Consider the following 23114-nt stretch of genomic DNA (forward strand, 5'->3'; position numbering starts at 1 on the left):
CGATGCAATTCTATTCCATCTGCTTACTGTCAAGCGGATGGAATTTGAACTAATAGCTGATGACCGTTCCAGATGATTTTCCATCTAAACGCTCACTTATAGCTTGAAAAGGTCATCAATAAAACAATGAAATAGATGAAAAGTATTCAAACTATTACTTCCGCTATCGTATTTTTCCTTAGCTCCTTTGCTGTGCAAGGACAGATGAAATCAAGTGCAGCGGTGGATTCATTGACAGCGACACTTTACTGGTACCAACCTTCATCTATTCTATCTCATGATATGGCCGCCCGAAATAGGGTGTGGATTTCTGAGGAAATGAAGAATAAGTCTTCTATACTGGGGATTCAACAGATGGTTGCTAAAGGAAGTTTTCAGCCTGCTCAGGGCGCCAATGAACTAAAACAGACCGGCATTTATACAGAAGGGAAAACACAATGGCAAAAGACTAATTTTTGGGGACGATTTTCCTACGACCGGAGTTCGGAGGATAGCACTGCCATGCGTCATCAATCCCGATGGAATGAAGACGCTCCGGTTTATTTTGGCTCCCTGAAAAAAAACAAATATAATCGGGAAACATATAAATTGGATGCCGGGATTCAGCATCCATTCTTAAATAATCGGCTACCCATTTCCTTGGCGATTGATTATAGGTTAGGTTCTCATTACTCCAATAATGATCCGAGGGGTGATGTTAAAGACATGAATTTACAGTTTGAACTGAGTGTAGGACACAATCTCTCAAAGATTTCTTATCATCTTTCGGGTATTTGGGGCTACGGTTCTGAACGGGTAAATGTAGGCTATAAAAATGAAAAATATACCAAAAATACCGAAGATCCATTGTATGTCAATTGGATAATGAACGGTTTTGGAAATGCTCACGAAAGGATAAGCGAGATCAACTACAATGATATCATCAATCGGACTGGAATTGGCGGACATCTGCTGCTAAAACCTAATGGAGCGGATAAGATCTACCTAAACGGACGCTATATAAATGAAAAGCAATCTTTCAGAAGAAATGATAATTCTAAACAGACTTATTTATTGCTAAATGATTATACAAAGGATATCAGCTCAATAGATTTTTTATGGAGCCGTCAGATGCAGAACCAAAAATCATTGAAACTGGCATTAACGGGGCGGATTGAAGAAGGGAAAGATTTTAACTATACCTATTTATCCAATAATTATACCTATCAGCAAAATCAGATGCAAATCAAGGGCTTGTTTGGTTTTCGTCAGTTTCAGACCGAAGGGAGTATAGCGCTACGAAATATTGGAAAAAAAGATGGAGTGACGGGCAATGCAATGGATGTCGATCAGATCAAAGCAGGGATTGGTCTAAACCGCAGATTACGGATAAATGAGCGATCTGATCTATTGGGTTCTGTCTATTATCTCAGGCAATGGTCTCCCGCGAACGATTTAAGTGTATCGGATTTGAATACAGGTAATTTTGCGAAGCAGATTCTTTATCGGGATTACCTTTATGAGAGCGCTTCAAGCAGCACTTGGACAACATCATGGGTATGGATGACCCATCGGGACAAAACAGACTGGAGTGTACAGTTTCAGTTGGATTATCAGCACCGGGGCGATCTGATGTCATTGAATTATGACTTGTCTGCCTTACCCGGTAAAGATAGGTTTCTAGGCAAATTGGGTGTTGCGTATATTTTCTGATGCAATCATACCCCCAAGTGAAGGAACAGCAGGCATTTTTTGAGCATATTTAAGGTTGTATAATCATGAAAAAACATTTTGCAGTATTGGTCAGTATCATTGGACTTGTTGGTTTATTATCTATGAAAGATCAACAAAAAGCATTGTATGAAGAACTGCAGTTGCTTTATCGAAGACCGATAAGCGAGTGGCCTAAACCGACGATTGATGCTGGTGTCAGCTGGAAGGAATTTAAGTCACTGCCCAAGGTTGACTCAAGTTATTTTTCTTTGATGGAAAAGCCGGATGTCAAGTTGGGAAAATATCTTTTCTTTGATCCGATACTGTCAGGTAGTAATCAGATTTCCTGTAGCAGCTGTCACAATCCCCAAACATCATGGGCTGATAAATTGACGGTTCCGGTTGGCAATGATCATTTGGAGGGGACGCGTAATACACCATCACTACTGAATGTGTATGCGCGGAAAGAATTGTTCTGGGATGGAAGATCCAAGTCGCTGGAAGAGCAGGCGCTCGGTCCTATTGAAGCACATCATGAAATGAATATGGAGCTGACCAAATTGATTCCAAAATTGAAAGCTATCCCGGCCTATAACAAGCTGTTTTTAGCAGCCTTTGGTGAGGAAGACTATTCCATGCCGGAAGTTTTAAAGGCTTTAGGTGCTTTCCAACGGACTTTGACAAGTAGACGTAGCCGCTTTGACGAGTTTTTGGATGGTAATTATAAGGTGTTGTCCGAGCAGGAGGTACGCGGACTGCATCTCTTCCGTACAAAAGCGAGATGTATGAATTGTCACAATGGCCAGTTTTTTACGGATGATGCGTATCATAACATCGGACTGACTTATTACAAGCGTAAATATCAAGATCTGGGTAGGTATGAGGTTACCAAAGATCCAGCTGACGTAGGACGTTTTAGGACGCCATCACTGCGGGACGTAATGAATACCGATCCGTGGATGCACAATGGATTATTCTGGAATATGACGGGATTGTTGAACATGTATAACAGTGGGATGCAAATGAACTCTGCGAAGCCAGATCAGAAGGCCAAAGATCCACTTTATCCAGTTACAGATCCATTAATGCGCCCTTTGAATCTTAGTAAAGAGGAAATAAAAGATATCGAAGCATTTTTACATGCCATCACAGCGACATCTTTTCGAATGCGCCGTCCCGAAAGCCTGCCTCGGTAGTGCCTACAGGCGCTTAATGTAATTAAGAATCATAAGATGGACTGTCGTCGTAGGTTGGCCGTCGCTTCCCGCTAAAAATCTCCGAATAGACCTGAGCTTTAAAGGGTTTATTTAACCCCATTTGACTTTTCAAATAGGGCTAAATTTTGCTGTTCTATTTTGGTAAAAAAATAGTTCTTATAGTTATTGTAATATTTTCTAAGTTATCAAATTATTCCCTGTTTGACGAAGCAATTCCCCAGTACAGATATAGTACGAGCTAAGTACAGATAAAGCACAGATAAAGTACTAATTTGTTACAAAACGAAATGTGCTTTATGAGTATAATAATGGCATATAAGGAGGCTTTTATACGAGTTTGAATGTGCTTGCGTTTATGTGCTTTTTTTAATTTATAGGAAACCCAAACCACGGTCTAAAACCAGTCTGTTTAGTTTTGTTGTAAGATCCTTTTCGATTCCTAACGGCTAGATCACTGCAATACATCAGAACTCGAAATATTAGCTTCAGATGTCGTGTTTCGTATATTTCTTAAAATTATGCGGGCCAAATTGATACGTTGCTTTTGATCGTCCGAAAGTGGGTAACGCTCATCATGAACAAAGGTGTCCATACCATGCGGAAACTCCCAAGCAAAGTCCAGTACCATGGCTTTCTCTGCGGCGAGTATAATATCCAACTTACTGGCGAGGGGATTGCCCATTTTGATATTATTATAAATGCTATCTGGGAGCAAGTGGCTGTCTATATCCTGAATTAATGACAGCTTGGTTTCAGTTTTTTTCTTTTGCATGTGCTTATTTAAATAATTAAGAATCATTCTAAATAAATTTGTAATTTAGCCAAAGATAATAGCTATCGTGCCATTGTTGGGTATGTAATAAGGAGTAAAAAGTCCGTGAAAAGGAATAGTTGAACCTTAAAGAAATATGGAATGGGATTAAGACTTTATGATATTGATTCGGCTAGTTTATTGTTGGAAAAAAACTATCCACAGACTTTCTTTTCAATCGATGCCGGTATCCAGGAATGTGTCACACAGTTGGGTGCTCCATTTGGTGATGGCTATTACAAAGAGATCTTTTTTGATGGAATTCATATTGGCTTTGGTCATGCAAATCTGTATGAACGGATACTGTTTCGTTTTGAAAGTGACTTTGAGACGGTCGAAATGCATTTTGCATTGAAGGGTAGAAGCCGGGCAGCTGGGGAGACATTAGCCGCTACCATAGATTTTGAAACTTGCCAGCACAATATCCTTTATGGCAATTCGATCTGTGGCCAGATGCAATGGGAACGTGAAGAATTCCAGTTATGTGAGATCAATTTATCACCAGATTTTTTTAAGAAATTTCTACCCGATAATTTCATCTTATTTAATGACTTTAGAAATAGTATTGAAAAGGGGAAATCTGGCCTAATGGCGGAAAGTAATAGAAGAATTACCCCCGAAATGTATGCTCTTATTGATAGTATCATGCATTGTGAACGGAAGGGTGTTTTTAAAAAAATATATCTTGAAGCCAAGATCATGGAGTTATTGCTGCTTCAGTTGGAGCAGTTAGCTGACAATAGCGTTTCGAACACGACCCTCAGAAAGCCTGATGTTGATAAAATCTATGCGGTCCGTGAATTTTTATTGGATAATATGGATTCAAACAATACGCTTGTCAACCTGGCCCATCTGGTCGGAACAAATGAGTTTACATTAAAGAAGGGTTTTAAGGAGTTGTTTGGTACGACAGTTTTCGGTTTTTGGAATGATGCAAAAATGGAACATGCCAAAAAACTCATTTTAGACAAAAACATGACCATTGGTGAAGTCTCTGATGCCATTGGGTATAAAAATCAGCGTCATTTTTCAGATGCTTTTAGGCGGAAATTTGGATTTCCACCAAGTAAATTAAAAAAGACATACAGCTAGTTTATCCGACCTGCATGACCCCTATGATATCCGGATTTATCTGGCATATATTCTGTTTATCGTAGACCGGAGATTTGTGTCTGTAGGATCAAAACAGTATTTTTATGCTTTGGCGATGCGCGATAACGGGAAATACACATTATGATGAATATGGAGGAGCATAAAATTATTCTGGTTGAAGATGAGCAAGACGTTGCGGATTTGATCTTACAGGGATTGGGCGAAGAGGGTTATAAGGTCATTCATTTGGGGCGTGCCGAAGGACTTGAGCAACTATTGGCCAAACAAGATGTAGCGCTTGTTCTTTTGGATATTCTTTTGCCCGGGACCAATGGACTAGACATCTGTAAACAGATCAGACAATGGGGCTATACTGATCTACCTGTTATGATGCTTACTGCACTCGGAACCCCTGAAAACGTTGTTCTTGGTCTTGACAATGGCGCTGATGATTACCTTTCTAAACCATTTAAATTAATCGAACTCAAAGCCAGAATACGTTCATTGATCCGTAGACAGCAATCCATTGTTCAGGCGGCCCAACGTGAAGCACAACCTCCAAAAGATACATTCAGTTATGGATTTCTAGCCATTGATGATTATAAGAAAGTTGCCTATTGTGAAGGTGAGGAACTTAACCTGACCAGCACGGAGTATCGGTTACTTTTATTATTTATCCAAAGCCCCAAGAAAGTATTTGAGCGCAGTGAATTATTGGATAAAATATGGGGAATTAATTTTGATATCGGATCAAATGTCGTTGATGTATATGTTAATTACCTGCGGAAGAAGATCGAGAAGGTAACGAGCAAAAAAGCCATTCATACCGTTATTGGAATGGGTTATGTGTTAAAAATCGAAGATTGAATAGATTAAGAATACTGAATAGGTTAAAATGAATAATTACAATAGGAAGCTCATCTATCTCATAACAATTTTAGTAATATATGTCAGCTGTTTCGTAGGCTTTATCTTTTACTCCATCACAAACTTTGCATTCACCGATTTTTATAAACGGCTGGATCTGCGAAGAAATATTGCAGCAGAAAAGTTCCTTAATAGCAAATCTGCTTCGCAAACAGATCAATGGAGCCTGGATTTTATAGAAAATCTGAACAATCAGCATGAATTTTTGGTTGAATTTGATAAGAATGGAAAAATTGTTCAGAGCCAGGGGTTCTATACTGAATTGTGGGATAAAATAAACAAGACCGGAACATCAAATTTTAAAGCAGGTCACCAATTTTATTCGACAAAGTATTTTACAAAAAACAACAAGCATTATATCGTCGGTGCATCGGCGGAAAATTATTTCTATACCCATCATCTGGCCTATTTGCGTAATCTGCTTATTATTAGTCTGATTTTGGGTATTCTTTTTATTTTGGTGGTTTCTGTCTTTATGAAACGTTCATTTCTAAAACCTATTCTGACCATGATGAAGGAGGTTCAACAGATTGGTTCTGAGAATCTCGATAAACGCCTGGATGAAGAAAAATATAAGGGTGAACTTCATGATCTTGCGTTTACATTCAACAGCATGTTGACACGTTTAGAAACCTCTTTTGAAACCCAGAAAAATTTTATCAGCAATGCTTCACACGAATTGAATACTCCCCTGACCTCAATTATAGGACAGGCTGATTTAGCGCTGTCCAAAGAAAGAACAGTTGAGGAATATCAACGTACCTTATGTAAAATTATAGAATCTGCGGAACATTTAGAAAAAAAGACCAAGGCGCTTTTGATGTTGGCCCGAACTGGTTTTGTAAGTAATTCGACAACATTTAATCCTGTTCGTATAGACCAGATTGTTATGGATGCTGAGTTGACTGTTAAAGCCATCAATGACAAATTTAAAATTACGACAGATTTTAGTTTGCTGCCCGATGACAGTATGCGACTCAAAGTCAATGGAAATGCTATTTTACTCCAGCTTGCATTATCCAACATTATTAGTAATGCCTGTAAGTATTCCTCCAATAGGACTGCATATATTGCCTTGGGCGCATTAAACAATAAAGTGTTTATCCTTATAAAAGATAAAGGTATTGGGATCCCGTCAAAAGAATTGGGATATATTTATGATCCTTATTTTCGAGCCTCCAATACCAATGGAATAGATGGATACGGCATTGGCCTGCCCTTAGCAAGAAATATTATTAAGCTCCACGGTGGGACATTGAAAGTCAATTCCGTCGTTGGGGAAGGCACAACGGTAGAGATTGAATTGCCAACCTACATTCGGTTTTAATCCCATTTTAATTTCCTTGTTATTTTTAATCCCATTTTAATAAGTCTCTTAAAATTCTAATGAAAAGCTAATTCTAGCTTCATTCCTTTGCCATGTGTGCCCATTAACTTTGTTAAAAAAATAATTGGGCATGGCAAAAGCGACACGAATATTGATTCCAAGTGATTTTACAATTGATTCACTTTTTTTTGTAATCCATAGTATTGAGCAATCAACAGCTGAGCAGCTTGACGTCATTTTGGTTTATGGAAATAAAAGTAGCACTTCAATCAGTGAATTATTGGGAATCACACTAGAGGATCAACTCAATGACCTTCAGTCAGAGGATTTTTTGAAAGCTTGCCAAATGATCTGCCACCGATATGAAAACCGTAAACTGAATATCTATGCAGATATTATCGGTGCCGACAATCCCAATTATTTACATCATTATCTGCGTGGAGCGCGAATTGACGAGGTCAAGATTCCAACAGATTATCAATTTGAAAAAAGAACAAGACATTTTTTTGATGTTGGACAGGCTTTGTTGGACCTCAACGAAAGTAAACGTAGGCATGTAGCCATTGTTGAAAAACCGGCAACGCACAAAACAGGAGGAAATGTCTTAGCGGATTTATTTTTTAACAAACAATGGGATGTTAACTATTAAAAGAAAAATACTGGCAAGATTCAACTTTGTCTTTTTAGCATTGTTGCTTTTTGGGGCATCAGCGATGGTCATGTTTTATGAAAACCCCGAACGACTTTTGGAAGGAGAGTGGGAAGAACAGGGCTGGTACTTTGAAAAGGTGGAGAAATCGCCAACCTTTAAAAAACAGGCGATTATCCATGAAGGGATCAAAGATGCCGCCATCGCGCATTTGCCGCCATTACAGGATGGCCTATGGCATTTTGAAAAATTGGGCCAAAAGAATTTGGTGGCCCACCACAAGGATAAGCAGTATAACTGGTTTTTGAAAGGAAGGGGACATATCCTTGAGCTGCGAAAAAATAATGAACTCGTGGAAAGTTTTGTTATACAGAAACTGAACAAAAATCAGCTGGTTCTACATCTCAATCTGGATATGCAGACCAAGGGAATAGCACGTATCGTACTGAAAAAAGGAGGAAAGGAAGAATATGCTAAGAAAATATAGCAATCATAGGACAATTCAAGACAATATAAAACTAGGCGGACTAACGGCATTTTCTGCCGGTATGGTCAACGTCGCTTCAGTTATTGTATTTTTTTCCTTTACATCTAATGTAACAGGATATTATGCTGTTTTTGCACAGGAGATCGCGAAAGGAAACTGGTATCAAGGTGCTGTCGTTTTGTTTTGGATATTGTTGTTCCTCATTGGAAGCATGTTTTCCAACCTGATTATCATTCATGGTAAGGGAAAGTTCAGCGCATACCTGACCCATTCTATACCCTTGGTGCTGGAGATATTAAGTATTTTGTTTGTCGGGATATATCTCGACGTGTTCTACGAAGATTCACTTAAGGAGACTGAAATATTGGTTGGGGCATTATTATTTGCGATGGGCTTACAAAATGGACTTACTGCAAGTATATCCAATTCTGTTGTGAAAACCACCCATTTGACTGGATTGACGACCGATCTAGCGATACTAATATCCATGTTCACAAAAGAAGCCAATAGAAGCAATAAAGATTTAGTGGATAAGTTTCATTTGTTACTGACCATTGTCACAAGTTATTTAATGGGAGGACTACTCAGTGGAATATCCTTTAATTACTTGTCTAATAAAACATTTTATGTAGTTTGTTTTGTTTTGCTTATCATAGGTTTATATGATCATTATAAACTATATCTGCTTAAAAAACAATTTGTAAAACGTCATCGCGAGGAGTTGGTTGCCTAACTCTCTTGACGATAATAAAACAAGCCCCACCATACGCTGTTATGGTGGGGCTTATTTATATCATTTTATCCAGGTTGTAGGGGAAGTCCTCGTCCATCAGCTGTCTATAGTTCAGACAAAACTGCTGAAATTTAATGCGGGCTTCGTTGTGCAGATTTAAAGCAAACATCGCTCTCATTTCGGAGAATAATGCTTGCTCATTCAGCGGATCCAATAAGAATATCGTATGCGCGATCTCAATGCTTTTTTTATGCAGGTGTAAGAGGTCAGCCTTATGAAGTTCCGTCAGTAAAATGGGTAATAAATTCTGTTCAACCTCAGTCTTCAATGTATCAAACACAGGCAGATCCAGCCCCTGTAAGAATTTACCCCTTTGAATAATCTGAATTAACCTACTTTCATAAGCAGTCGAAGGGTTTGCCAGCAACTGTATATAATCTACATAATCACAATAAAATTCATCGCTATGTTCAATAAGGAATCTTCCCTGCTTGTATACGAGTTCAATTCCAGCAAATTCACTCAATACTTTTCGTAAATGATTGATAGTGACACCTCTTGAGTTCTTTACCTTATCTTCTGATTTGTCGGGCCACATGATCTGACTGAAATATGGTGAACTAATACCGGCACTGTTCGACAGAATAAGACAAAATGCCTGTTTCAGTTTTGTACTGAACAAATGGGAGATATCACGTTTGTTGCGGTCAAAAGCGCGGAATTCACCAAATAGAAAAATAGCGTTGGCATGTACAAACTCGTCTTTTTGTATTGTTTGTAGGATTCCAGTATCTGCTATCGCTGGAACCTCGAGGGCTCCTTTTTCAGTTATGCTTGCTATTTTTCGCTTTTGCCTGCCTCGCTGCCAAAAGAAATATATACCGATTCCACAGGTAGCAGATGCCAATAGTATAAATAATAGTCTGCGGTTTGGTCCGGATGAAGGGAAGCTATTTAAATCATCAGAACTTACTGGTATCATATTTAAGGAATAAACCTTTAATGTCGACTGTATATCATCCTTTGATTCTTGTACCAGTACCAGAAGCCTACCTAATTGTTGATCATAATAAAGTTGGGCATGGGTACTTATTTTATCTGAATAGATCGGAACAGAGTCCCCTAGGATATCAAAACTTCCATCTTTGACAGAAAAGCGATACAATTGAATATTGGACTTGGTTAGATATTCCGGATAACATAAGGCGTAAAAGTGGCTGCTATCGGCGAACACCAAACCACGGGCAGGTACGATATGCTTATCCTTCCAAAGAACATCCCATTTTTTTGTAATTTCCTTGGTGTCCAAATTTATCTGGTAGAAATCATAGAGGTATTTTCGGCCTACAATATGCTCCCCGGATTCATTTCCCATACCTCCAAAGATATAAGCGATTCGATTATTGCTCCCTTGGCCAGCCGAAAGAAAATAGCGTGGCAAAATTTTATCGCCTTTCCATCCGTCAACGATTTGCCATTTGCCGGAATCTAAATCGTATCTATTAAACTGCCCACTATAGGCCATGTTTCCATAGCCACCGAAAATATAGAGTTGTCGCTGTTGTGCATCATAAAAAGAACCGTGATGATTCAGTTCTTTCTTCATCAGCTCGTCACTTTCCACCGTCCATTCGAAAGTTTCCAGATCAAGGCTGGCTACCGTAGGACCTTGATAGGGCTGGGTATAGAAAAGTTCATAGACATACAGTTTATTTGTCGTAGCGTCTATAAAATTGTTTGCTAAAACCAATTTTACGGGACATGGTTTCTGAAATGCTCGTTTGTTTGTCTGATTCGTCTTTATGTTGTATATGGTTATGGAATCCTGATTGAAATAATAGATCTCTTTGGTCTGTTGATTGTAGTTGGAACCAGCTTGTGAGAAGGAACTGCTTGCAAAGAGATTTTTCCATTTGTAAGAATCCACAATGAGCCAGTTAGGGTTTGTAGCGGAACCATAAGCAACCCCATTTTCATCATGTACGACATTACCTTTGCTTTCTTTTAATGGGAATAAATAGCTTTTAGCTGTATTTCCAATCTGTACATTTTTGATAGACATGGCCGGAACATCGATCAGATAGTCACTTTTTCCAAAAATCACTTGAGGACTATACTGAGAGGGCAGTTTCACTTTTGGCGATTGAAAAATCTGGTTTTGTATCTGAAGCTTAAATAATTCCTTTTGCAGGTCAAAAGTCAACTGAATCGTGATCCATTCCTCCTTGAATAATTGCTGTTGATTTATTTTTGCGATGATTAGACTGCTTTTACCTTCTTCATTCAGACGGAAAATACAATTACCGGCCTCCTCATCGTAAAATAAATTGTAAACTGTGTTATTGTCTTTATTCTTGACACGGAAAATATTGCCTAACGAATTTGATGAATAAATAGAAAGCTGAAATTTTAGCGTAAACTCCTGTTCAAACGAAATTGCCCTTTTGTCAAATAACTCGTAGGAGCTGCGTTTGTCTATAGGCTCATGTCCACCTCTAAATTTGAGACCCTGGGATTGGGAAAGTCGAGGAATTAAAAGCAAAAAAATAATATATAATATACAGGGTCGCATAGCGCAATCAAAAAACTTAAACCAATAGTTATCGACAAAGACCTATTCACAATAATTTGTCAGCTGCCGGCTTTTTATGAAATATAGTAACGGTTAGTATATCCCTTATCAAATATCTTACAGGACTTAAAAGTATGCAAAAAAAAGCGCTCAGTAAAATAAAAGCTGTGTTACAATTGCTGTCTGTATTGATTTCACAAACAATGGGAACTGAGGAAATAAAGTAGCGGGTTATCGTTTTATTTTTGCATTTTAACCCAATTTTAACCCAAAAATTAATCAGTCAGCTTTACCTTGCGTTAGAATTCCTGCCGATATTTTCGGTAGAGATTCGAACTAATTATAAATCGAAATCTTACTTATGAAAGTCTTTAAAAAGCTGCAATTTATTTTTGTTGCTTCCGTAACCATGGTAATGGTACGGCAGGTTCAAGCTGAAACCCAAATTCCTTTTTCCGTTGACAATATCAAAAGCGATCAAGCTCTGCAGGTGCAAAACCTGGTGCGTGCGATGGCGCTCTTGGACCGGTCAATGGAAGTTTATTTCTCCGCAGACGGAAAGTCTATGCATCGTTTCTACAATCCCGATACGGAGGTGCGCTCGGAGGAAAAGGCAAGTGTGTGGATGTACTCTGCTTCGATAGAGGCTGTCAATGCAATCTTACATGGACTTAAAGCTCAAAAGGAAAGAGGAAATCATAACCTATTTGACAAACATTACAAGCGTTACGCAGATTTATTGGTCCAGCTTCACGAAAATGCCGCTTATTATTTAGGAACATTTAATCTTGTTTCTTTTACACAGACCAGAGACTGGACAGTTTATGCTGTGGATCGTGCTAAGGCAAAGGGGGCCGCAAATGTAACTGGGGTATTAAATGTTTATGACGATCAAATGTGGCTAATTCGGGAACTGATTGAAGCCTATCACCTGACAGGAAAAGAGCGCTATTTAAAGGAGGCAGAATACCTAACCACCTATGTATTGGATGGCTGGGACTGCACACTAGATGATCAGGGCAATGAAAATGGTGGAATTCCCTGGGGACCAGGCTACGTGACCAAACATGCCTGTAGCAATGCGCCCATGATCAGTTCATTGGTGTGGCTACATGAAATCTATAAGAAAAAGAACGATCAGATCACATACAACTATATTGATGCCGGAGATAGGCAGTCGCGTCGTTCTAAAATGCTGCAAAAAGCTGATTTTTATTTGGATTTTGCTAAAAGGATTTATGATTGGCAAAAAGATCATTTATTGAACAGTAAAGGTGTTTACGATGATATGATGGGGGACTGTTATCCCGATTGCAGTATTGTCTATGAAATCGTCAATGGTATAAAGTATCGCAAAAATACCCAATTAAAGAAAGCCGTTGGAACCTCATTTTCCTATAACAGTGGAACCATGATTTCTGGCGCCGCTGATCTGTACCGGGCGACCCGATCTAAGGTCTATTTGGAGGATGGAAAGAAGCTGAGCGATGCCAGTTTTCAATACTTTGCCAAATTAGGTTCACAGGTACCGGCACATTACACTTATGCTTCCGATGGGTTCAATAATTGGTTTAACGGCGTATTACTAAGAGGATTTTTTCAGATTTCTCCAGTCTTCGACAAAGCTGGACATTATATGGACTCATTCCAGCAGAATTTGGATTACGGATATGCCCATTTTTTACGTTCCGGTTTATTGCCGCCAGATCTTCTTGGTGGATGGCATATAGACAAAGACAAAAATAACCTGGAGGGAATGTTCATGTTCACTTATGCGGCACAGTATGCAATGTTGTCCCAATACCAGATCGAAAAATAGCGAGATCGACGTCAACAATTGTGATACCAAAAAAAATACCAATAAAACCAGGCTTGCGAGCCTAAAAAATACATCAGATAGCTTAATCACTATTTAAAACCAAATTATAAAGATGAAAAAGGATTTAGGGAAATCAAGGCGGCGACTGAGCACACTGCTTGTGCTGATGGCGCTGGGTATTCCGTCCATAAGTTGGGCGCAGCAGAAAAATGTCAGCGGAAAAGTGCTGGATAGTAACAATAAGCCTATCGCTGGGGTGACGGTTTCTGTTCAGAATGCGGGCACACGTATAGAAACCACAACCAACGCAGATGGTAGTTATACGATCGTAGTTCCGGAAGGGAAGAAGCTTTTATTTAAATCGTTAGGTTTTAGTGCGAAGGAAGAGATTACAGATGGGAAAACCACAATTAATGTTGTTCTTGAAAACGATGATACACAATTGGAGACTGTTGTTGTCGTCGGTTACGGTACACAGCGGAAGCAATCGCTGACTGGTGCTATTGCATCCGTAAAGGGAACTGAAATGAGGCAGACAAAGAATGAAAATCCACAAAATATGCTGACTGGCCGTGTGGCTGGTGTACGCGTATGGCAGAAAAGTGCAGAACCAGGTACCTATAGTGCAAATTTCGACATTCGTGGGCTTGGCGCTCCATTGGTCGTGATCGACGGCGTACCACGGACAAGCGAAGATTTTCAGCGCCTGAATCCCAGCGATATTGAAGATGTTTCGGTATTAAAAGATGCTTCAGCTGCCATCTATGGTGTACGATCCGCAAATGGTGTGGTATTGGTTACAACCAAAAAGGGAAAAGAAGGGAAGACCACAGTCAGCTATAATGGCTCCTATACTTTCCAAAAGCCTTCCGGTATGCCGGTATTGGCCGATGCGATTAGTGCTATGACGATTTACAATGAGAAATCCATGAACAACATTAATGGAGGAAGTCCCGTGTATACCGAAAAAGATTTTGAAGATTTTAGAAATGGAACAAGACGCTCGTCGGATTGGACCTCATTGGTCTTTTCAAAATATGCGCCGCAGACACAACATGACGTCAGTTTTTCGGGGGGAAGCAATAAGGTGCAGTACTACATTGGTGGTGGCTATTCCTATCAACAAGGCTTCTTTAAATCGGGTGATCTCAACTACAATAAATACAATTTGCGTTCGAATATCTCAGCAGAATTGGCCAAGGGATTGAAATTGGATCTGAACATCAGTGGGATGGCCGATCAGCAAAATAGCCCTTACACAAGTTCGGTTGACATTATTAGAAACTATTGGAAACAGGGCATGTTGTTTGCCGCGTATGCTGATCCCGAAAATACCCTGTTAAATTATGAAGGGTTGGATTTGGAGCAAAATACCGTAGCGATGATGGACGCGGATATTTCTGGTTATCGCAAATTCAAAAAGAAAACCTTTCAGTCCTCAGCTGCATTGAATTATGACCTGAGTAATTTATCTCCGATTCTTCAAGGGTTTTCGGCAAAGGCATTGATTGGTTATGATTACCGTGCAGATAACAATTCCATGTTCAGAAAGGAATATTATCAATATGCCTTCAATAAAACGACCAATAAATATGATCAGAAACTCTATAATTTGAGTAGCCCAAATCAAATGAAACGGGAGTTTTTTGATAAACAACAGGTTTTAGGTCAATTGATATTGAATTACGATCGCACCTTTGGCGATCAGCATAAAGTATCAGGACTTGTGGGATGGGAATCACAAAAGAACGATGGCGATAACTTTTATGGGCTGAAAAATCTTGCCTTCGGTTCCGATCAATTGCTCGCTGGTGTAGAAGATGGTCAGATGACTTCCATGTATGGTGGTATCAGTGACTATTACAATGAAGCCAAGTCAGCGCTATTCGGACGGGTTAATTATGATTTTGCAGGCAGATATATTGCCGAATTCCAATTTAGATATGACGGCTCCTCCCGTTTTGCTAAAGGGCACCAATGGGGATTTTTTCCCTCGGCTTCTTTGGGGTGGCGGATATCCGAGGAACCATTTTTCAAATCTATTGAGGCGCTTTCCTTTGTCAATCAACTAAAATTTCGAGGTAGCTATGGTGTGCTAGGGGATGACTTATCCTCTTCTTGGGATTTTGGTTGGGTACCCGGCTATGTTTATCCTGCGACGAGCGGAAATGCTGAAAATGGCTACAATAATCAATATGCGCCAGGATACATTTTCGGGGATAAATACATTACCGGGGTAAGTCGAAAAGCCATTGCCAATGAATTAATTACTTGGTATAAAGCGAAAACCTTCAATGTTGGTTTAGATTTCGAAGGATGGAATGGACTGTTTGGTTTTACATTGGATTATTTTGAACGCACGCGATCGGGACTATTTCAACGTCGTACGAGTGAATTTCCAACCGTAATTGGCGCTACGGCTCCGATGGAAAATGCCAATAGTGATCGCCACATGGGATTGGAATTGGAATTGAAACATCGCAATAAAATCAATGATTTCTCATATAATGTTCGAGCTATAGCTACTGTGACCAGAAATAAGTACTTGACTGCTGTTCAAAATGGCCCCTATAGAAATTCGTACGACCGTTGGCGCAATGACAATTTCAACAATAGATATCAAGGGATTCAATTTGGTTATGAATCGGCTGGAAGATTTGAGAATTGGGAAGATATCTGGAGCTATCCGATTTATAAGGAACGTGATGTGTTACCCGGAGACTATAAATACCTGGACTGGAATGGTGATGGCGAAATAAATGGTCAAGATGAACATCCTTTTGCCTTTGATCAGACTCCATGGCTTAACTATAGCATGAATCTCGAAACAGCTTATAAGAATTTCGATATGAATATATTGTTTCAGGGATCGGCTTTGGGTTCGATGGAATACAAAGAACCGCTTTATGCGATCTGGGGATCCAATGGTGGCGGAACCTTAGAGCAGTACCTTGATCGTTGGCATCCTGTAAATCCCATGGCTGATCCTTATGATCCAGCGACAGAATGGGTGAAAGGCTACTATGGATTTACGGGTAGATATCCAAAATCAAATTCTGAATTCAATCGCGTCAGTACAGCGTATTTGCGCTTAAAAAGTATCGAATTGGGCTATACCTTTTCAAATTTAAAACCTTCGTCATCCATGCGTCTCCGTGTTTATGCCAATGCCTATAATTTATTCACGATTACAGGTGTGCGATTTGTAGACCCGGAGCATCCGGATGATAACCTAGGTCGTATGTATCCATTGAATAAGACTTATTCACTGGGTTTATCACTTACTTTTTAGCATTCATTAAAAACTATTACAATGAAAAAAATACTCATTATACTATCATTAGTTGGCTCAATCGGATTTACAGGTTGCGCTGATCTAGATATTACACCTAAAAATATTGTAACGGATCAAGACCTATTGAATACACCAGCAGGTATGGATATTTATATGGCCAGGATGTACAGTTTAATGCCTTTTGAAGATTTCAAATACATGGCACAATGGGGGATTGAATTCAACGGCTGGCTGGCTGCCATTGGCATTGAAGGAACGGGAGAAGCTGTGACCAGGGATGGCATTAGTACATCTTTTACAGGTGAAAGGACTGCTTATTGGGGAAGAGCATTCGAATTACTTCGCGATGCAAATCATCTAATTGAAACCCTGCCCAATTACAAGGATAAATTTTCAGAAGAACTTTATAATCATTATCTGGGCGAAGGATATTACGTTCGGGCAACAGTATTTTACGCCATGGCGCGACGTTTTGGAGGGATACCTTTGGTGACGAAAGAACTACAATATCCGAATACCTTGGATAATCTGGAAATACCTCGTTCCAGTGAGGAAGACACCTGGAATCAGATCTTGAAAGATTATGATGAAGCCATTAAGTTACTCATGGCAAAGAGTCCCAAAACAGGATATTCCAATAAGTTCGTAGCCCTTTCTTTTAAATCCGAAGCTATGCTCTACGCAGGAAGTGTGGCCAAATACAACGAAACTGTTTCTGGTCGCTTGACAGGCCTCGGAAGAAAAACTGGTGTACGGGTTATCGGTTTCGATGCCGCTAGAGCAAAAACAGCTTCGCAAAAGTATTTTGCAGAAGCTTATTCGGCTGCACGGCAGGTGATGACAGCAGGGGGCTATTCACTTTATAAAAAGAAATGGGCAGCGAACGATAAAGAAGCACAATATCAAAATATGGTGGATATGTTTAGTGATCTCAGTAGTCCTGAAAATATCTACGTCAAAGAATATGTCTATCCAACGTTGACACATAGTTTTGATGCCTTTAGCTCACCTTTCACATTCAGATCTCCACTTTCTGCGGGTACCTGTCCTACCGTAGATTTTATGGAGTTGTTTGATGGATTTGACAAGTATCCGGATGGAACAGTCAAAGTGACTACTGGACAAAGCAACAGGGAAGGGGAATATAAGCTGTATGACAAACCAATGGATTTCTTTAAAAATGCGGAGCCTAGATTACGTGCCTATGTTATTTTCCCGGATGATATCTTCAAGCAAAGAAAAATGGATATACGAGCAGGGGTTTATACTGGTCAAACTCCTATAAAGCCTCTGTTTACAGATTATTCTTATGCAACAGCTGACACGCGCTATCAACAGTTGGGGGCCTACACAGGATCACCAAAAAACTTGTATCTGAGCCCAAGAGATGGTAGCGGACAACAAACAGTGGATTACAATGGACAAAAAATGAATGCCGCTGGCAACGAAGGACCATTCTTTGATAATGGTGAAGCAACCTTAACAGGCTTTTATGTACGTAAATGGCTCAATACAAATCCAGCCAAAGAAGTTGGAGAAGGAAAATCTGACCAACCTTTTATTTTGATGCGTTACGCGGAGGTATTATTGAATGCCGCCGAAGCAGCCGTTGAACTCAAAATGTTGGGCGCTAGTCCGGCAGATGGAAGCGACCTGCTGCAAACAGCGACGACTGCGGTCAATGAAATTCGTACTCGTGCAGGAGCAGATCTTTTGGTAGGTACGATTTCAGGAGATAATACAGGCCGAGATATTGTTCGAAAAGAACGTCGCAAGGAACTAGCATTTGAACATAAAGCGAAATGGGATTTGCGCCGTTGGCGCGTACTGCATTTTGAAGGACGCGACGGTTTCTGGGGAACACAAAAGGATAAAAATCTATATAGTAACAACGAGAACTTTAGGTTCAGGGGACTGTATCCGTTTTTTTCCACAGCAACAGGGAAATACTTCTTTGATGCACGCTTCCAATGGGTAAGTACCAAAACATTTCGATACACACCTGTAGACTATTATTTTGAAATACCAGGCGACGAAGTGGCTAAAAGTCAGGTAATAGATCAGCAGCCTAATCGATAGACAAGAAATTGTGCTGAGCATATTAATGTCCCAGCACAGCTTGTCGGGAAGGAGTGAAATTTAATAAAACAATAACTGGTGGAAAAAACGAAAGTATCGGAGGTGGAAATAAATCCCAAAAGTCCGGGCCACCACTAAACGTATAATAAATGAAAAATAGCATTTTAAGCGCACTGGGCATACTAAGTATGTTGAGTTCGTGTAGTCTTTTTGAGGCAGATAACTACGAAGCCCCCTCTGTTGAATTGAAGGGTATAGTAGTCAACGCGCAAACGGGCGAACCTGTATTGACAGATCAGGGAAGTGAAGGTATCCGTGTTCGATTGACCGAGCTTAGTTGGGGAGATAATGTGGAGCACAATCCTGACTTCTATTGCATGCCCGATGGAACATTCCAAAATACAAAATTGTTTAAGGGGAATTATAATATCACCGTAGATGGTCCATTTATTCCTTTGGTACGCACAGACGGAGACGGTAAGGTACTGTCAGACGATAGCAAAAATATGGAGCTGAATGGTTCACATGACATAAAAATGGAAGTTCACCCTTTTCTTAAAGTGGAATGGGTGGGTGATCCAGTGGTTGAAAATGGAAAGATAAAAGCGAAAGTCAAGGTTACCCGTGCCGTAACTGAGCAGTTTTTCCGCGATAAGATCGAGCCACTGGGAAATTACAATCCAGATTTTTTAAATGTTACAGATATACAGCTCTTTGTTAGCTATTCCGCTACGGTTGGGTATCGCGCACGAGATGAACGCTGGTCAAGCAAAATCGAATACAATGGCGACAGCTTTAAGACTAAGTTAGGGCAGGTTATTGATATTGTGTCCACTGGCGAAATTCCGAAAGGACGTACGGTCTTTGTTCGTGCAGCCTCCCGTATCAACTATGATACTCCGCGTGGAACGGGCAATCGTAGGTGGAACTACAATGCAGCCAAACGGGTGGATATCCCATAAGAGAATCAATACACATGTTGAACCGTCCTGTTTAAGGCCTCATGGATGAAAATGAATCTTAAACAAGGACGGCTCCATTTGAGCAAATCATAAAAGGAACCAATCCGCTTATTTAAAATAACAATTACGGATGCTCAATCAATAATTATTTCTAGGTGAAAAATAAACAATAGATTATGATAAAAACGAATATACTCGCTTTATTGTTGCTGGCAACGTTCACAGCGACCGCCCAAAAAGGAGATCCTGTAAAGACGACCTTTCAGAGCTCCCGAGAATGGCGTCCGACAATTGACAACCGTGCAGATGCTGTCATGATATATGGAACAGGGGGAAACCCTTCCGACAAATCCCGAAAAATTCCGTTTGAGGAACGGGTAAAATCCTGGCGTGATAGGGGATATATTACACATTTTATGACGGGTATTGCCTGGGGGGAGTATCAGGATTATTTTACGGGAAAATGGGATGGAAAAATGCACCTGGATGAGGGACAAGTTGATGTAAAAGGTGATACCATCTGGCATGGTCACATGGTTCCCTATATTGTCCCGACTGAAAATTATTTGAAATACATCAAGGAGATGCATGTCAAACGTGTTATTGATGCGGGAATTGATGCCATTTTTATGGAGGAACCCGAATTCTGGGCAAGGGCAGGTTATAGCGAATCATTTAAGAAGGAATGGAAAAAGTATTACGGTTTTGATTGGCGCCCACAGCACGAATCGCCTGAGAATACCTACTTATCCAATAAATTAAAGTACGCTTTGTACCTCAATGCACTGAATGAAGTCTTTACTTACGCCAAAGCCTATGGGAAAACCAAAGGGATGGATGTAAAATGTTATGTGCCCACACACTCGTTGATCAATTATTCACAATGGATGATTGTCAGTCCTGAGGCAAGCTTGGCCTCGCTACCCTGTGTCGATGGATATATCGCACAGGTATGGACGGGGACTTCACGTGAACCCAATTATTTTAATGGTGTGGCGAAAGAACGTGTTTTCGAAACGGCATTTTTAGAGTACGGCGCAATGGAATCCATGACCGCACCGACCGGAAGAAAGATGTTTTTTCTGACGGATCCGATCGAAGATTGGCCTCGTGACTGGGCAGATTACAAGAAAAATTACCAAGCGACTTTTACCGCGCAGCTTTTATATCCGAATATTGCCGATTATGAAGTCATGCCCTGGCCGGAACGTATCTATGAGGGATTGTATAAAACAAGTGCCAAGAGTGACCAAAAAGAAAAAATACCACGACATTATTCGACCCAGATGCAGGTGATGATCAATAGTCTGAACAGCATGCCCAAAACGACCAGTAAAGTGTCTGGGTCGACAGGGATAAGTGTCCTGTTGGCAAATTCACTGATGTTCCAGCGTTTCCCGACACATGCCGGATACGACGATCCACAATTGGCCAATTTTTACGGACTTGCTCTTCCTTTCTTAAAACGTGGTGTTCCCGTTAAAACAGTTCACCTGGAGAATTTGGCTGTCAAAAATGCCTTAGCTGAGACAAAGGTGCTGTTGATGTCGTATTCTAACATGAAGCCCTTGGCTCCCGAGGCCCATCAGTATCTTGCGGATTGGGTAAAAAATGGGGGCGTACTTATATATTGTGCGACGGATCTCGATCCCTTTCAATCTGTACAGGAATGGTGGAATACAAATCGCAACCAATATCAAAGACCATCAGATCATTTATTTGAAAAAATGGGCTTGCGGGACGGAATGGCTAAGGAGGGGCAATATAACTACGGGAAAGGCACTTTCTATGTTTTGCGTTCAGATCCCAAAGAATTTGTTGTCAAGCCGAGCAACAGTCAGAAGCTGTTGAACCTGACTAAAAGTCTTTACGAAGCTAAGGGCAACTCCGGGAAACTTCAATTTAAAAACTATTTTACGTTGACAAGAGGTATTTATGACCTGATCGCTGTATTGGATGAGAGTGTAAGCAATCAGCCTTATCAGGTAAAGGGGAATTTAATCGATCTTTTTGATCCGACTCTACCGATTGTTACTTCCAAAAATATCCAACCGAATGAACAGTGCCTGTTTGTCAATATAGATCGTGTTGCAAATAAACAAAAACCGCAGGTATTGGCATCGGCAAGTCGTATTTACGATGAAAAATCGAGCGGCCATCAATACTCATTTACAGCCAAAAGCCCCATCAATACTACAAACATTTCGCGGATATTATTACCCGGCAAACCCAAGAGTCTTGTCGTGGATAAAAAGGAAGTTTTTGCAGAAGCAAATTGGGATACGAAAACAAAAACCTATCTGCTGGAATTTGAAAATAGCCCCGAGGGTGTATACGTGGATATCAAATGGTAGCATGTTAGATCGCTTGAATTTTAGTATGATGAAAGAGCGTGTGCTGTCCATTTAAAAAGGAGGATATAAAACGCGATGCGGTAAACTTGGGACGAAATAAGCCTTAGTTCCCATATTAGATTTCAAAAAAACCAGATTCACTCTAATCTGGTTTTTTTGTGAACAACTGAATTCAGAATACCAGTCTGAACCTTTTTCAAGGCAGGTTCTTTGCGATTGTTTCAATCAGATAGCTACAATGATCCGCGGTTAAAATTTTAAGTTCGAAGGAGAGTACATCTTTAACGGAAATCGAGATTCTAACCGGAGCTATCATCCGAAAAGAATATTATTTCGATTGCGATTCCTGGAATTCTGTTGGGCTTAGTCCAAATTGTTTTTGGAAATTTCGGGAAAAATGTGTCGCCGAGCTATAGCCTAATAAATTGGAAATTTCGTAGACCTTGTATTGTCGTAAACTAAGCAGTTCCGCCGCTTTGCGGAGCCGGGTAAGATTGATTAGCTCATTTGGCGAAAGGCTCGACACCATATTGATTTTTCGATACAGTGTTGGTCTACTCATGCAGAGTATATCCGCCATTCTATCGACATTAAATTGCGGGTCGTCCAAATGTTGCATAATGATTTCCTCTATCTTGAGCAGGAAATCCTGATCGTTTTGGTTCTGTCCGATTTGCTGGATTTGAGACATCGGATTCTTGATGAAAAATTCCTTGACTTTAATCCTGTTTTTTAGCAAGCTGGCAATTTGTGCCCGTAAAAATGCAGGCGAAAAGGGTTTTTCGATGTACGCATCAGCGCCATATTCTAATCCTTGAATCTTTGATTCGATGCTGTTTTTTGCTGTTAATAGAATAACAGGAATATGTGCGTAAGCGATATTTTCTTTAATTTTTTGGCAGAGTTCATAGCCATCCATCTCGGGCATCATCACGTCGCTTATGATCAAATCAAAGTATTCAGATGCAAGTAGATCCAAGGCCTCATTTCCATTTGTACTGGTGGTGATATGGTAATCTTCATTGAGGTCGTCTGCAATAAATTCAAGTAATTCAGCATGGTCATCTACCACTAATAAATTGGCTTTTGCATTCATAA

The 23114-nt window shown here is 40.1% G+C and carries 16 protein-coding genes; 13 read left to right on the forward strand and 3 right to left on the reverse strand.

Annotated features, from left to right (window positions below):
• Positions 1–135: 135 nt before the first annotated feature.
• Both BWD42_RS12500 and BWD42_RS12505 read left to right on the forward strand, forming a co-directional pair.
• Positions 136–1692, forward strand: coding sequence for a DUF6850 family outer membrane beta-barrel protein (locus tag BWD42_RS12500; RefSeq protein ID WP_077436717.1), 1557 nt, complete (start codon positions 136–138; stop codon positions 1690–1692).
• A 65-nt stretch (positions 1693–1757) separates the two neighbouring features.
• Positions 1758–2888 (forward strand): cytochrome-c peroxidase, encoded by a 1131-nt coding sequence (locus tag BWD42_RS12505; RefSeq protein ID WP_139351139.1) that lies wholly within the window; start codon positions 1758–1760, stop codon positions 2886–2888.
• A 472-nt stretch (positions 2889–3360) separates the two neighbouring features.
• Here the strand turns inward: BWD42_RS12505 and BWD42_RS12510 are convergent, their stop codons facing one another.
• The gene (locus tag BWD42_RS12510; protein WP_077436718.1) at positions 3361–3681 is read right to left on the reverse strand and encodes an ABC transporter ATP-binding protein/permease; all 321 of its coding nucleotides are present in this window, start codon (positions 3679–3681) and stop codon (positions 3361–3363) included.
• Between the two features lie 141 nt (positions 3682–3822).
• Here BWD42_RS12510 and BWD42_RS12515 point away from each other — a divergent pair, with 141 nt between their 5' ends.
• The 6 genes from BWD42_RS12515 to BWD42_RS12540 all read left to right on the forward strand — a co-directional run bounded on the left by BWD42_RS12515 (position 3823) and on the right by BWD42_RS12540 (position 8935).
• Positions 3823–4812, forward strand: coding sequence for a helix-turn-helix transcriptional regulator (locus BWD42_RS12515; protein ID WP_077436719.1), 990 nt, complete (start codon positions 3823–3825; stop codon positions 4810–4812).
• A gap of 150 nt (positions 4813–4962) precedes the next feature.
• The gene (locus BWD42_RS12520; RefSeq protein ID WP_217700070.1) at positions 4963–5679 is read left to right on the forward strand and encodes a response regulator transcription factor; all 717 of its coding nucleotides are present in this window, start codon (positions 4963–4965) and stop codon (positions 5677–5679) included.
• 28 nt (positions 5680–5707) lie between these two features.
• Positions 5708–7066 (forward strand): sensor histidine kinase, encoded by a 1359-nt coding sequence (locus BWD42_RS12525; protein WP_077436720.1) that lies wholly within the window; start codon positions 5708–5710, stop codon positions 7064–7066.
• A gap of 130 nt (positions 7067–7196) precedes the next feature.
• Positions 7197–7715: a hypothetical protein gene (locus BWD42_RS12530; protein WP_077436721.1), complete on the forward strand. Its 519-nt coding sequence runs from the start codon at positions 7197–7199 to the stop codon at positions 7713–7715.
• Positions 7702–8202, forward strand: a complete 501-nt coding sequence (locus BWD42_RS12535; RefSeq protein WP_077436722.1) for a hypothetical protein — start codon at positions 7702–7704, stop codon at positions 8200–8202. The genes BWD42_RS12530 and BWD42_RS12535 overlap by 14 nt, the downstream gene beginning before the upstream one ends.
• Positions 8186–8935, forward strand: coding sequence for a YoaK family protein (locus BWD42_RS12540; RefSeq protein ID WP_077436723.1), 750 nt, complete (start codon positions 8186–8188; stop codon positions 8933–8935). Before BWD42_RS12535 ends, BWD42_RS12540 begins: the two co-directional genes overlap by 17 nt.
• Positions 8936–8990: 55 nt before the next feature.
• On the opposite strand, the gene BWD42_RS12545 is transcribed toward BWD42_RS12540, so the two are convergent.
• Complete coding sequence (locus BWD42_RS12545; protein WP_139351140.1) at positions 8991–11477, reverse strand: kelch repeat-containing protein; 2487 nt, start codon at positions 11475–11477, stop codon at positions 8991–8993.
• Between the two features lie 391 nt (positions 11478–11868).
• Between BWD42_RS12545 and BWD42_RS12550 the strand changes: the two genes are divergently transcribed.
• The 5 genes from BWD42_RS12550 (at position 11869) to BWD42_RS12570 (ending at position 22016) form a co-directional block, all read left to right on the forward strand.
• Complete coding sequence (locus tag BWD42_RS12550; protein ID WP_217700071.1) at positions 11869–13326, forward strand: glycoside hydrolase family 76 protein; 1458 nt, start codon at positions 11869–11871, stop codon at positions 13324–13326.
• Between the two features lie 112 nt (positions 13327–13438).
• Entirely contained in the window at positions 13439–16618 is a 3180-nt protein-coding gene (locus BWD42_RS12555) for a SusC/RagA family TonB-linked outer membrane protein (RefSeq protein ID WP_077436725.1), read from the forward strand.
• A 21-nt stretch (positions 16619–16639) separates the two neighbouring features.
• Positions 16640–18700: a RagB/SusD family nutrient uptake outer membrane protein gene (locus BWD42_RS12560; RefSeq protein WP_077436726.1), complete on the forward strand. Its 2061-nt coding sequence runs from the start codon at positions 16640–16642 to the stop codon at positions 18698–18700.
• 149 nt (positions 18701–18849) lie between these two features.
• Complete coding sequence (locus tag BWD42_RS12565; RefSeq protein ID WP_077436727.1) at positions 18850–19662, forward strand: DUF3823 domain-containing protein; 813 nt, start codon at positions 18850–18852, stop codon at positions 19660–19662.
• A gap of 176 nt (positions 19663–19838) precedes the next feature.
• Positions 19839–22016, forward strand: coding sequence for a hypothetical protein (locus tag BWD42_RS12570; RefSeq protein WP_139351141.1), 2178 nt, complete (start codon positions 19839–19841; stop codon positions 22014–22016).
• Between the two features lie 328 nt (positions 22017–22344).
• Here BWD42_RS12570 and BWD42_RS12575 read toward each other — a convergent pair whose 3' ends face one another.
• Entirely contained in the window at positions 22345–23112 is a 768-nt protein-coding gene (locus tag BWD42_RS12575) for a response regulator (RefSeq protein WP_139351142.1), read from the reverse strand.
• Positions 23113–23114 lie beyond the last annotated feature (2 nt).

Source organism: Sphingobacterium sp. CZ-UAM (assembly GCF_002000245.1).
GTDB lineage: Bacteria > Bacteroidota > Bacteroidia > Sphingobacteriales > Sphingobacteriaceae > Sphingobacterium.

Excerpts from the sequence above, each read along its gene's own strand:
- BWD42_RS12505 (WP_139351139.1), top strand. The coding sequence starts at position 1,758 with ATGAAAAAACATTTTGCAGTATTGGTCAGTATCATTGGACTTGTTGGT.
- BWD42_RS12515 (WP_077436719.1), top strand. The coding sequence starts at position 3,823 with ATGGGATTAAGACTTTATGATATTGATTCGGCTAGTTTATTGTTGGAA.
- BWD42_RS12560 (WP_077436726.1), top strand. The coding sequence starts at position 16,640 with ATGAAAAAAATACTCATTATACTATCATTAGTTGGCTCAATCGGATTT.
- BWD42_RS12535 (WP_077436722.1), top strand. The coding sequence starts at position 7,702 with ATGTTAACTATTAAAAGAAAAATACTGGCAAGATTCAACTTTGTCTTT.
- BWD42_RS12530 (WP_077436721.1), top strand. The coding sequence starts at position 7,197 with ATGGCAAAAGCGACACGAATATTGATTCCAAGTGATTTTACAATTGAT.
- BWD42_RS12550 (WP_217700071.1), top strand. The coding sequence starts at position 11,869 with ATGAAAGTCTTTAAAAAGCTGCAATTTATTTTTGTTGCTTCCGTAACC.
- BWD42_RS12525 (WP_077436720.1), top strand. The coding sequence starts at position 5,708 with ATGAATAATTACAATAGGAAGCTCATCTATCTCATAACAATTTTAGTA.
- BWD42_RS12510 (WP_077436718.1), bottom strand. The coding sequence starts at position 3,681 with ATGCAAAAGAAAAAAACTGAAACCAAGCTGTCATTAATTCAGGATATA.
- BWD42_RS12575 (WP_139351142.1), bottom strand. The coding sequence starts at position 23,112 with ATGAATGCAAAAGCCAATTTATTAGTGGTAGATGACCATGCTGAATTA.
- BWD42_RS12565 (WP_077436727.1), top strand. The coding sequence starts at position 18,850 with ATGAAAAATAGCATTTTAAGCGCACTGGGCATACTAAGTATGTTGAGT.
- BWD42_RS12500 (WP_077436717.1), top strand. The coding sequence starts at position 136 with ATGAAAAGTATTCAAACTATTACTTCCGCTATCGTATTTTTCCTTAGC.
- BWD42_RS12555 (WP_077436725.1), top strand. The coding sequence starts at position 13,439 with ATGAAAAAGGATTTAGGGAAATCAAGGCGGCGACTGAGCACACTGCTT.
- BWD42_RS12520 (WP_217700070.1), top strand. The coding sequence starts at position 4,963 with ATGGAGGAGCATAAAATTATTCTGGTTGAAGATGAGCAAGACGTTGCG.
- BWD42_RS12540 (WP_077436723.1), top strand. The coding sequence starts at position 8,186 with ATGCTAAGAAAATATAGCAATCATAGGACAATTCAAGACAATATAAAA.
- BWD42_RS12570 (WP_139351141.1), top strand. The coding sequence starts at position 19,839 with ATGATAAAAACGAATATACTCGCTTTATTGTTGCTGGCAACGTTCACA.